Below are 11,530 nucleotides of genomic sequence, written 5' to 3'. Positions count from 1 at the left end.
GATTCATGGCTCTTCCCCTTTCCAAGCTTCGCCGCGTCGGCGATACGGTCTACCTCTCCGGCGAGCTCGGCTTCGCCGCCGACGGCTCGCTGCCCGAAGGCATCGCCGCGCAGACCGAGCAGACCCTGAAGAACATCGCCGCCACGCTCGCCGGCGAGGGGCTGGCGCTCTCCGACGTCGTCTCGGCCACGGTCTACCTCACCGACCGCTCGGACTTCGCCGCCTTCAACGAGGTCTACCGCAAGCACTTCGCCGAGCCCTTCCCGGCGCGCACCACCCTCGAGGCGCCGCTGATGATCGACGCCAAGATCGAGATCACGGTGATCGCCGCTCGCGGCTGACCTTGCCGAGCGGCTCGCGGGAGGGCCGAGGATGCCTGACGTCATCGTGCTCGGCGCCGGCATGGCCGGCGTCGGCGCCGCCCTGCAGCTGCAGCGGCGGGGCTGGTCGGTTGCGCTGGTCGACCGCCGCCCGCCGGGGACCGAGACCAGCTACGGCAACGCCGGGATCATCCAGAGCGAGTGCGTCGAGCCCTACGCCCTGCCGCGGAGCCTGCCGACGCTGCTGGCGATCGCGCTCGGGCGCAGCAACGACGTGCACTACCACCTGCGCGCCCTGCCCTCCTACGTCGCCCCGCTGCTCGCCTACTGGCAGCACTCGGCACCGGCCAGCCACGCGGAGATCTCCCGGGCCTACGCCCCTCTGATCCGCAGGGCGGCCGAGGAGCACGCGCCGCTGATCGCGGCCGCCGGCGCCGAGGCGCTGGTCCGGCGCGAGGGCTTCCGCATCCTGTTCCGCAGCCCGAAGCTGATGGAGCGGGCCGCGACCGACGCCCTCAGGATCCGGCGCGACTACGGCGTCGCCGTCGAGATCCTGGCCCCCGACGCCCTCGCGGCGGCCGAGCCGGCCCTGACCCAGGGCGGCGCCGGCGGCCTGCACTGGAGCGAGCCCTGGACGGTGCGCGATCCCGGCGCGCTGGTCGGGGCCTACGCCCGGCTGCTCGTCGAGTCCGGCGCGACCTGGGCCGAGGGCGACGCCCGGAGCCTGCGCTCCGGACCGAACGGCGGCTGGCAGGTCGAGACGGAGCAGGGCCGGCTGGAGGCCGGCGCCGCGGTCGTCGCGCTCGGTCCCTGGTCGCCGGCCCTGCTGAAGCGCTTCGGCTACCGCATCCCGATGATCCGCAAGCGCGGCTACCACCGGCACTACCACGCCGCGGCCGGCAGCAACGCCGGGCTGGACCTGCCGCTGCTCGACGAGGAGTACGGCTACGTCATGGCGCCGATGGCGCGCGGCCTGCGCATCACGACCGGCGCCGAGCTCGCCCTGCCCGACGCGCCGCCGACGCCGGTGCAGCTGCGCCGCGCCGAGCAGGCGGCCGGCGAGCTGCTGACGCTGGGCGCGCCGGTCGAGCCGGAGCCCTGGCTCGGCAACCGGCCCTGCATGCCGGACATGCTGCCGCTCGTCGGCCGGGCGCCGCACCATCCGGGCCTCTGGCTGCACTTCGGCCACGGCCACCAGGGCTTCACCCTGGGCCCGACCACCGGCCGGCTGCTCGCCGAGCTGATGTCGGGCGAGACGCCCTTCGCCGACCCGGCTCCCTTCCGGGCCGAGCGCTTCGGCTGAGGCCCTCCGCGGCGGCGGTCAGTTCGTCGAATCGCCGCCGCTGCAGGGCCAGGCGGCCGGCCGCGCGAGACCGGCCGGCAGCTTCGTGGTCTCGTCGCCGCAGCTCTCGGCGAGCTGCGCCGCGGTCAGCCCGACGGCCTCGGACAGGTCGGTGCCGGCCAGGCTGGCCAGCTGCAGGTAGGCGTCGGTCAGGTTCGCCTTCGCCAGCCGCGCGTCCTTGAAGCGCACACGCGCCAGGTAGCTGCCGCTGAGGTCGGCGCCTTCCAGGTCAGCGCCGCTCAGGTCGGACCGGCCGAGCTCGGCCTTCTGGAGGTCCGCGCCGGCGAGCTGGGCGCCCGAGAAATCGGCCCGGCTCAGCTCCGCCTTGGTCAGATTGGCCCCGGTCAGCCTGGCCCCGCCGAAGTCGGTGCGCGCGCCGTGCGCCTTGGACAGGTCGGCGCCGCTCAGGTCGGCATCCTTCAGGGTGGTGCGCGACAGCCCCGCCTTGGTCAGCGAGGCCCGCGCCAGGACCGCCCTGGAGAGGTCGCTGCGGGCGAGGTCGGCGCCCTGCAGCTTCGCGCCGGTCAGGTCCTGGCCGCGCAGGATCAGGCCGGTCTTGCGGCAGACGCTCCAGTCGACCCCCGGCGCCGGCGAGGCCTCGCAGTCGGCCCGCGCCTCGGCGGCGAGCCCGGCGCCCAGCAGCAGCATGGCGGCGCCTGCGAGCAGGAGGTTGCGAAGCTTCGGCATGGACGCTCCCTCGGCGTTTGTCGTCGTTGGGCGGGCCGCGGGGCGCGCGGCCGGTCACCCGGGCTCCGGTGACGGTCGGAGGGTCCGCACCTCCCTGTCGCGTCTCGGGCGAGTATCGCGCCTGCCCGCGAGGGACATCAAGCCCGGCCGACAGGCGGTGCCCTCCGGGCACCTCGCGGGATTTATTGCGAAAGATTATCATTCTCATTATTCTGCCCCGGCGGCGGATCGGCACGCCGTCCCGGTCCGGAGGGCGCCCCGTGCCGAGCTCTGCCGGTAGCCGGCGCGGACTCCCCCTAGGGGGGCCGGTCGCCGAAGAAGAGGCGACCTTGTCCAGGGACCCGAAAACCCTTGCCCTGTTCACCGCGCACCGCCCTGCCCTGGTCAACTACGCGAGCAGCATCGTCGGCAGCCGGGTCCAGGCCGAGGACCTGGTGCAGGAGGCCTGGCTGCGCTTCGACCAGGCCTCGCGGGGACGCTTCCTCGAGGACGCCACGGGCTATCTCTACCGGATCGTCCGCAACCTGGCGCTGGACAGCCGGCGCCGCATGGCCCGCGAGGGACGGCTAACGGCCGCGGCCGATTTCGAGGCGGTCGCCCGGACCTCTCCGGACACCGCCCCCGACCCGGAGACCGTGGCCCTCTACAAGGACGAGTACGCGCTGGTCATGGCGGCGATGGCGGAGCTGCCGGAGCGCACCCGGATCGCCTGCGAGATGCATCGCTTCGGCGGCGCGAAGCTGCGAGAGATCGCCGCCCTTCTCGGCATCTCCGTGCCCCTGGCCCACAAGCTGGTCGCCGAGGGGATCGAGCACTGCAAGCGGCGGCGCGGCCGGCGATGACGGCGTCCCCAGATTGTCGTGGAAAAGGTGCGCCTCGATGCGTTTGGTGATCATGACGCCCAGCGACTCAGACCCCGAGGCCGCGCCGGCCCGAGCCGGCGACGGCCGGCACCGAGGCAGGAGCATGGCGGCGAGCGAAGATCCGATCCCGGCGCGGGCCGCGCGCGAGGCGACCGACTGGCTGATCCTGTTGCAGGACGCGCCCGAGGACCGCGAGCTGCTGCGGCGCTTCCGCGACTGGCTGCGCCGGAGCCCCGTCAACGCCTCCGCCTGGGAGCAGACCCGGCGGACCGTCGCCGCGATCGACGGCGGGGCGCCGGCCCTTGCCGCACTCTGGCAGCCCGCCCTGACCCGGCTGCGGTCCGGTGCCCGCCAGGCCGAGGCCGGCCGGTCGAGCGCTCGGCCGGCCGGACGCCTCGGCCGGCGGCAGGCCCTGGGCCTCGCTGCCCTCGGCGGCCTCGCGGCCGCGGCCTGCCTGTCGGCGGTTCTCTACGCGCCGAGGCTCGCGATCGAGCTGCAGGCGGACCAGGCGACCGGAACGGCAGAGACGAAGGCCTTGCGCCTCGCCGACGGCAGCCGCGTCACCCTGGCGCCGGAGAGCGCCCTGCGCATTGCCTACGGCGGGTCCGACCGGCGGGTCGAGCTGCTGCGCGGCACGGCCTTCTTCGAGGTCGCGCCCGACCCGGAGCGGCCCTTCCGCGTCGCCTCGGAGGCGGTCGAGGTCACGGTCCTCGGCACCGGCTTCGAGGTTCGGCAGGACCGGGACGGCACGGCGGTCGCCGTGGCGCACGGCTCGGTACGCCTGGACGACGCGGAGGTCTCGCCGCCGCTGGCCGAGACGCTCCGGGCCGGTGAGACGGCGCGCGTGCTCCCCGGCGGCGGGATCGAGCGCGGCCGGCTGCCGGCCGGTCAGGTCGCGGCCTGGCGCCGCTACCGCCTGATCGCCCAGGACCAGCCCCTGGGCGAGCTGGTCGACCGGCTGCGCCCCTACTTTCCGGGCGCGATCATCGTGACCGGCGGCGGACTCGCCGGACGCCCCGTGACCGGCGTCTACGACCTCGCCGACCCCCGCGCCGCCCTGCGCGGCATCGCCCGGGCACAGAACGCCGTGGTGCGCGAGCTCACCCCCTGGATCCTGGTCGTTTCGGCGTCCTGAGCCACGGCCGCCCGGCGTCTTGGCGGCCGCCGGCGCGCTTTCCTTGAAAATTCACTCCCGGCCGACGTTTCGTCGATTGAACGCGAGTGAGACGCATTCGCATCTATTCCGATCCGTTGGACCCGAGGGGGAGATCTTCGATGGCAAGAGGGGGAAAGGCCGCCGCGCGCGGCCGCGCCCGGCGGCAGGTGCTCGCCGGCGCGCTGATGATGACGGCACTCGCGCCGCTGCCGGCGGCGGCGCCCGCCTGGGCACAGCAGGCGGTCGCGCAGCGAGCCGTCGCTGAGAGCCGGCCGGGCGCGCTGAGCGCGCTGGGCGGCGAGCACGCCTTCGACATCCCGGCCCAGCCGATGACCAGCGCCCTGGCGCTGTTCGGTCAGCAGGCCGGACTGCAGGTGACCGTGGACGGCGCCCTCGTGCGCGGCCTCCCCGCCCCGGCGGTGCGCGGCCGGATGACGGCCGAGCAGGCGCTCGACCGCCTGCTCGCCGGCAGCGGCCTCGGCTACGGCCTGTCCGACCGCTCGACGGTCGCCGTCGAGAAGGCGAGCCTGGACGGGGCTGACGGGCCGACCCGGCTCGGCCCGATCCGCGTCCAGGCCGAGGCCGGCTCGCCCTACGGGCCAGTCACCGGCAGCGTGGTCGCCTCGCGCAGCGCGACGGCGGACAAGACCGACACGCCGCTCATCGACACCCCGGCCTCGGTCTCGGTGATCACCCAGAAGGACCTGGAGACGCGCAACGTCCAGGACCTGCAGCAGGCGCTCGCCTACACCTCCAGCGTCTCGGTCGACGAGTACGGCTCCGACGACCGCTACGACTTCTTCCGCATCCGCGGCTTCGACCAGACCTCGCTCGGCACCTATCGCGACGGGCTGTCGATGCGGATCGCCGGCTGGACGGCGAGCCGGCTCGAGCCCTACGGCCTGCAGCAGATCGACGTGCTCAAGGGCTCGACCTCGAGCCTGTTCGGGCTCAACGGCCCGGGCGGCCTCGTCAACGCCATCACCAAGCGCCCGCCGGAGGCGACCCAGGGCGAGATCCACGGCACCTTCGGCGAGGGCCACGTCGCCGGCGCCGCCGATTTCGGCGGCCCGCTCGACGCCGAGGGTGTCTGGAGCTACCGCCTGACCGCGCTCTGGCAGGACGGCGACCACGGCGCCGACTACTCCAACGACGACCGGCGCTACCTCGCCCCGGCCCTGACCTTCCGGCCGAACGACGCGACCTCCCTGACCATCCTGACCGACTACTACGAGCGCGACGGCAACGCCGGCTACGGCTTCCCGGCCAGGGCCGACGTCGACCCCGACAGCTTCCTCGGCGAGCCGGACTTCAACAAGTTCGACACCCGCCAGGCCGACGTCGGCTACCTCTTCTCCCACGACTTCGGGAACGGCCTGACGGTCCGGCAGAACGCGCGCTACACCCATCTCGACCTGGACTACGAGCAGGTCTACGGCGGCTCGACCGACCCGAGCGTCCCGCGCGAGGCCTTCTCGGTGGACGGCAGCGTCAACCGCTTCGGCATCGACACGCAGCTCCAGCTCGACCGCTCCTGGACGACGGTCGACAGCAAGACGCTGGTCGGCTTCGACTATACCTACGACAACAACCGCGAGACCGCGCTCTACGGCAGCGCACCGGGCATCGACATCGACGACCCGGTCTACTGCGGGCGCTCCTGCGTCAGCCTGTCCCCCTATCTCGACTGGCGCCCGGTGCAGAACGCCTACGGGGTCTACGCCCAGGAGCAGCTGACCTTCGACGACCGCTGGATCGTCACGCTCGGCGGCCGCTACGACTACGTCGACACCAGGATCGACCACCTCGACAGCGGCACCAGCGACGCGACGACGGCGAGCGACCTCACCAAGCGCGCCGGCCTGACCTACAAGGTCACCGACGACCTGTCGCTCTACGGCAACTACTCGGAATCCTTCCAGCCGCTGGTCGGCACCTATGCCGTGACCGGCAGCCTGGAGCCCCAGGAGGGCACGCAGTACGAGGCCGGCGTGAAGTTCCGTCCGCTCGGCCCGGACAGCCTCTTCACCCTCGCCTTCTTCGACCTGACCCAGACCAACGTGCCGAGCTACGTCAGCCCGGTCGAGCAGCGGCAGATCGGCGAGGTCCGCACCCGCGGCGTCGAGTTCGAGGGCCGCCTGACCCTGGACGCGCGCACCGACCTGCTGCTCGCCTACACCTACTGGGACGCCGAGATCGTCGAGGACGGCATCCAGGGCAACGCCGGCAACCGGCCGGCCGACGTGCCCCGGCACCTCGCCTCGCTGTGGATCGACCACACCATCCCGGGCAGCGGATCGCGCGGCGACCTGACCCTCGGCGCCGGCGTGCGCTACGTCGGCTCGACCTTCGGCGACGACGCCAACACGGTGAAGATCGACTCCTACGCGGTGGTCGACGCGGCCCTCGACTACCGGCTGACCGACCACGTCAGCGTCGGCGTCAACGTCACCAACCTCTTCGACAACCAGTACGTGACGACGAACTACTACGGCTCGGTCTACTACGGCGACCGCCGCAGCGTCCTCGGCACGCTGAAGTACGCCTGGTAGCGGACCGCCGGCCGGGCTGCGGGGGTCACTCCCCCGGCCCGGCCGCGGCACCCCGCTCCAGGTCTTGCGCCGGTGTCGCCGCCCGCAGCAGCCGCAGCGCGTTCAGCACGACCAGCAGCGAGGCGCCGACGTCGGCGGCGATGGCGCCCCACAGCGTCGCGACGCCGAGGAAGGTCAGCACGACGAAGGCCGCCTTGACCGCCAGGGCGAAGACGATGTTCTGGCGGATCACCCCGAGCGTCCGCCGCGAATGGGCGATCAGCCAGGGCAGCCGCTCCAGGTCGTCGGTCATCAGCGCGATGTCCGCGGTCTCGATCGCGGCGTCGCTGCCGGCCGCTCCCATGGCGATGCCGAGCCGGGCGCGGGCCATGGCCGGCGCGTCGTTGACGCCGTCGCCGACCATGGCGACCGCGCCGTGGCGCTCGACCAGCGCCTCGACCGCCGCGACCTTGTCCTCGGGCAGCAGCTCGGCCTGCACCTCGTCGATGCCGGCCTGCCGGGCGATCGCCTCGGCGGTCGCGCGGTTGTCGCCGGTCAGCATGACGAGGTGCCCGATGCCGGCAGCGCGCAGCGCCCGCAGCGTCTCCGCCGCCCCCGGCCGCAGGCTGTCGGCGATGGCCAGCAGGCCGCAGACGTGCCGCTCGTTGCCGATCGCGACCACCGTCCTGCCGTCGCGCTCCAGGGCCTCCGCCCGCGCCGAGGCCTCCGGGTCCTCCCGGCCGCGCTCGACCAGGTAGCGGTGCGAGCCGAGCCAGAAGGGCTCGCCGCCGAAGCGGCCGGTGACGCCCCTGCCCTGCAGGACCTGCAGCTCGCTCGCCGGGGCCGGCGCGATGCCGCAGGCGGCGGCCTGCTCGCGGACCGCGCGGGCCAGCGGATGGGTGCTGTGCGCCTCCAGGGCGGCGGCGCGCTCCAGCAGCTCCTCGCGGCTGTGCCCGTTCAGCGGCACCACGGCGACCACCTCCGGCCGGCCGCGGGTCAGGGTGCCGGTCTTGTCGAAGGCGAGCGCGCGCAGCCGGGCCGGCAGCTCGAGGAAGACGCCGCCCTTGACCAGCACGCCCTGGCGCGCCGCGGCGGCCAGCGCGGCGACGATGCCGACCGGCGTCGAGATGACCAGCGCGCAGGGACAGGCGATGACCAGCAGCACCAGCGCCCGGTAGAACCACACGGCCCAGGCGCCGCCGAGGAGCAGCGGCGGCAGCAAGAAGACGGCGAGCGCCAGCCCGATGACCGCCGGGGTGTAGACCGCGGCGAAGCGCTCGACCCACTGCTCGACCCGGGCGCGCCGGCCGTGCGCCTCCTCGACCATGCGGATGATGCGCGCGAGCGTCGTGTCCTCGGCGGCCTTGCTGCTCTCGACCTCGAGCAGGCCGTCGCCGTTGATCGTGCCGGCGAAGACCGCGTCGCCGGCCTGCTTCCAGACCGGCAGGGACTCGCCGGTGATCGGCGCCTGGTCGACGCCGCTGCCGCCCTCGACGATCCGGCCGTCGAGCGGGATCCGCTGTCCCGGCCTGACCAGGAAGTGCGCGCCGACCGGCACCTGGGCCGCCGGCAGCACGCGCTCCCGGCCCTCGCCGTCCGTCACCAGCGCCGTCGGCGGCGCCAGGTCGAGCAGCGCCGAGATGGCATGGCGGGCGCGCCCGACGCTCCAGCCCTCGAGCGCCAGCGACAGGGTGAAGAGGAAGGCGACCGTCGCCGCCTCGAAAGGCTCGCCGATGGCGAGCGCGCCGGCGATGGCGACGACCATCAGCAGGTTCATGTCCGGCCTCAGGCGCCGGGCCGCGAACCAGGCCTTGGGCAGCACGAAGCGCAGACCGAAGCCGATCGCGAGCGCGTAGGCCGCGACCTCCGGCCAGGGCATGCCGGCGGCGCCGTGGTCGCCGAACAGCCGCAGCGCCGCGGCGAGGCCGCCGGCGAGCGCGACGTGGAGCAGCAGGCCGGCGAGCAGGCAGGCCCCGCTCAGGGCCGTGAACCAGAGCTGCAGGCGGCGGTGCCTCGCCTCGGCCCCGCTGTCCTGCCGTCCCGCCCGCCACAGCTCGGCGGTCATGCCGGTGCGCGCGACCGCCGCGCAGACCTGCTCCGGCGAAACCGGCCCGGCCTCCGGCAGCACCATCATGCGGCCGTTCAGCACGTCGAAGGCCAGGTGCTCGCCGCCGCCGACCAGGGGGCCGAGCGCGCGCTTCAGGATCGCGACCTCCTCGGCGCAGTCCAGCCCCCGGACCTTGAAGGTCTGGCGCGCGCTGCCGGCGCCGGCGTTCCAGCCGTCGGCCTGCGACGGTCCGCCGTCGCAGCAGCCGTGGTCGTGGCCATGGGCGTGCGCCTGGGCCGGCTCCTCGGCGCAGGATCGGCCACAGCAGGCGCCCTGCTTCGGTTCGGGCATGCTCCTCGTCCTTCCGGTGCGTAACCGTCGGAAGCAACATGGCACCTACAGTCGCTGTAGGTTCAAGCCCCCCGCTCCGCCTTGCCGAGCAATCGGGCGCTCCCATATCGGACTCGAACAGCTACAGAGACTGGAGGGTCGAGGCATGGCGCGCGACGGCAGGCTGACCATCGGCGATCTCTCGCGGCGGACCGGCTGCAAGGTCCAGACGGTCCGCTACTACGAGCAGATCGGGCTGCTGCCCGAGCCCGAGCGCTCGGAGGGCAACCAGCGGCTCTACCGCCAGGCCCACCTCGACCGCCTGGCCTTCGTCCGCCACGGGCGCGAGCTCGGCTTCTCGCTCGACGCCATCCGCGAGCTGCTCAGCCTCGCCGACCGGCCCTCGCACTCCTGCGAGGCCGCCGACGCGATCGCCCGGTCCCAACTGCAGCAGGTCGAGAACCGCATCGCCCGCCTGACCTCCCTCAAGGCCGAGCTGGAGCGCATGATCGAGGAGTGCCGCGGCGGCCGCGTCGCCGACTGCCGGGTCATCGAGGTCCTGGCCGACCACTCCCAGTGCCTCGCCGACAGCCACCCGCCCGCGGCGACGGCACCCTAGAGGACAGCGTCAGAGGTTGGCGCTGCGGATCGCCTCGCAGACCGCGTCGGTGACCTCCCGGGTCGTCGCCGTGCCGCCGATGTCGGGGGTCAGGATGCCCTGCGCCGTGACCTGCTCGACGGCCGCCATCAGGCGTGCCGCGGCGGCCGGCTCGCCCAGGTGCTCGAGCATCTGGGAGGCGGTCCAGAAGGTCGCGATCGGGTTGGCGATGCCCTTGCCGGTGATGTCGAAGGCCGAGCCGTGGATCGGCTCGAACATCGAGGGGAAGCGCCGCTCGGGATCGATGTTGGCGGTCGGCGCGACGCCCAGGCTGCCGGCCAGGGCGCCGGCGAGGTCCGACAGGATGTCGGCGTGCAGGTTGGTCGCGACGATGGTGTCGAGGCTCTTCGGCTTGAGCGTCATGCGCACGGTCATGGCGTCGACCAGCATCTTGTCCCAGGTCACGTCGGGGAACTCCCGGGCGACCTCGGCGGCGATCTCGTCCCACATCACCATGCCGTGGCGCTGGGCGTTCGACTTGGTGACCACGGTCAGCAGCTTGCGCGGCCGCGCCTGGGCGAGCCGGAAGGCGTAGCGCATGATCCGGGTCACGCCGACCCGCGTGAAGATCGCGACCTCGGTGCCGACCTCCTCGGGCAGGCCGCGGTGGGCCCGGCCGCCGCAGCCGGCATACTCGCCCTCCGAGTTCTCGCGCACGATCACCCAGTCGAGGTCGCCGGGCCCGACCCCGGCGAGCGGCGACCTGATGCCCGGCAGGATCTTCGTCGGCCGCACGTTGGCGTACTGGTCGAAGCCCTGGCAGATCGGCAGGCGCAGGCCCCAGAGCGTGATGTGGTCCGGCACGTCGGGGGCACCGACCGCGCCGAAGAAGATCGCGTCGAAGGCCTTGAGCCGCTCGGTGCCGTCCTCCGGCATCATCGCGCCGTGCTTCCGGTAGTAGTCCGAGCCCCAGTCGAACGACTCGACCTCCAGGCGGAAGCCGCCGTCCCGCCGCGCCAGCGCCTCGAGCGCCTGCAGGCCGGCGGCGATGACCTCGGGTCCGATGCCGTCGGCGGGGATGGCGGCGATCCTGTAGTGCTTCATGGCTCTTCCCTGCGACGCTTGCTCGGTCCGGCGGCCTTGATAACGCACCCGGCACCGGCCGGGGCCATGCAAATCCCCGGACCGGGCATTGCGGCACGGCCGAGGATCAGGCGGTGGCGCCCCCTGCCCCTTTCGGCGGGCTGCCGTGAAAGTACGGGAACCCGCAGGAAGGCACCGCCCGCGCTCCCACGCCCTTCGACAAGCTCAGGACGAAGCAGAAGCAGGCGCAAGAGGATACTTCGGGACGAGCGAAGTATCCCCGGCCTCAGCCGCCGGTGATGCGCGGCAGCAGGACGATCTCCTGCTCCGGGCCGAGCGGCTTGAACCAGGAGCCGTTGTAGACCGCGCCGTCGATCGAGATCGAGACGCCGCGCGCGAGCTGCGGGCGCAGCGCCGGATAGTCCTCGCCCAGGCGGTCGAGCAGCTCGCGGATCGTGCCGGCCCGGACCTCGACGCGCTCGCGGCCGTCCAGGGCGTTGCGCAAGGTGCCCCAGACCTGGACCGTCACGGGGACGGTCGCCGGCGCGCGGGCGGCCATCGCCGGGCGGCCCC

Annotated in this window: 10 protein-coding genes; 6 read left to right on the top strand and 4 right to left on the bottom strand. The window is 73.5% G+C overall.

Annotated features, from left to right (window positions below):
* The first annotated feature begins 5 nt into the window (after positions 1 to 5).
* Positions 6 to 341: a RidA family protein gene (locus B9O00_RS23550; RefSeq protein WP_085125194.1), complete on the top strand. Its 336-nt coding sequence runs from the start codon at positions 6 to 8 to the stop codon at positions 339 to 341.
* A 31-nt stretch (positions 342 to 372) separates the two neighbouring features.
* Complete coding sequence (locus B9O00_RS23545) at positions 373 to 1,623, top strand: NAD(P)/FAD-dependent oxidoreductase (RefSeq protein WP_085125193.1); 1,251 nt, start codon at positions 373 to 375, stop codon at positions 1,621 to 1,623.
* 18 nt (positions 1,624 to 1,641) lie between these two features.
* On the opposite strand, the gene B9O00_RS23540 is transcribed toward B9O00_RS23545, so the two are convergent.
* Positions 1,642 to 2,349, bottom strand: coding sequence for a pentapeptide repeat-containing protein (locus B9O00_RS23540; RefSeq protein WP_085125192.1), 708 nt, complete (start codon positions 2,347 to 2,349; stop codon positions 1,642 to 1,644).
* A 329-nt stretch (positions 2,350 to 2,678) separates the two neighbouring features.
* On the opposite strand from B9O00_RS23540, the gene B9O00_RS23535 reads away from it, so the two are divergent.
* The 3 genes from B9O00_RS23535 (at position 2,679) to B9O00_RS23525 (ending at position 6,920) form a co-directional block, all read left to right on the top strand.
* Positions 2,679 to 3,191: a sigma-70 family RNA polymerase sigma factor gene (locus tag B9O00_RS23535; protein ID WP_085125191.1), complete on the top strand. Its 513-nt coding sequence runs from the start codon at positions 2,679 to 2,681 to the stop codon at positions 3,189 to 3,191.
* Positions 3,192 to 3,315: 124 nt separating this feature from the next.
* A complete protein-coding gene (locus B9O00_RS23530; RefSeq protein ID WP_159460308.1) occupies positions 3,316 to 4,347 on the top strand; it encodes a FecR family protein in 1,032 nt (343 codons plus the stop codon).
* A gap of 140 nt (positions 4,348 to 4,487) precedes the next feature.
* A complete protein-coding gene (locus B9O00_RS23525; RefSeq protein ID WP_085125189.1) occupies positions 4,488 to 6,920 on the top strand; it encodes a TonB-dependent siderophore receptor in 2,433 nt (810 codons plus the stop codon).
* Between the two features lie 25 nt (positions 6,921 to 6,945).
* Here the strand turns inward: B9O00_RS23525 and B9O00_RS23520 are convergent, their stop codons facing one another.
* Positions 6,946 to 9,297 (bottom strand): heavy metal translocating P-type ATPase, encoded by a 2,352-nt coding sequence (locus B9O00_RS23520; RefSeq protein WP_085125188.1) that lies wholly within the window; start codon positions 9,295 to 9,297, stop codon positions 6,946 to 6,948.
* A gap of 145 nt (positions 9,298 to 9,442) precedes the next feature.
* Between B9O00_RS23520 and B9O00_RS23515 the strand changes: the two genes are divergently transcribed.
* Positions 9,443 to 9,895 carry a MerR family transcriptional regulator gene (locus B9O00_RS23515; protein WP_085125187.1) on the top strand — a complete coding sequence of 151 codons (453 nt, stop codon included), beginning with the start codon at positions 9,443 to 9,445 and terminating at the stop codon, positions 9,893 to 9,895.
* Positions 9,896 to 9,904: 9 nt separating this feature from the next.
* Here the strand turns inward: B9O00_RS23515 and B9O00_RS23510 are convergent, their stop codons facing one another.
* Complete coding sequence (locus tag B9O00_RS23510) at positions 9,905 to 10,978, bottom strand: tartrate dehydrogenase (protein WP_085125186.1); 1,074 nt, start codon at positions 10,976 to 10,978, stop codon at positions 9,905 to 9,907.
* A gap of 265 nt (positions 10,979 to 11,243) precedes the next feature.
* Positions 11,244 to 11,516 (bottom strand): MoaD/ThiS family protein, encoded by a 273-nt coding sequence (locus B9O00_RS23505; RefSeq protein ID WP_085125185.1) that lies wholly within the window; start codon positions 11,514 to 11,516, stop codon positions 11,244 to 11,246.
* Between the last annotated feature and the right edge of the window lie 14 nt (positions 11,517 to 11,530).

The sequence above is a fragment of the Tistlia consotensis USBA 355 genome (assembly GCF_900177295.1).
Taxonomy (GTDB): domain Bacteria; phylum Pseudomonadota; class Alphaproteobacteria; order Kiloniellales; family DSM-21159; genus Tistlia; species Tistlia consotensis.
This window is presented reverse-complemented; position numbering and strand designations above follow the sequence as displayed.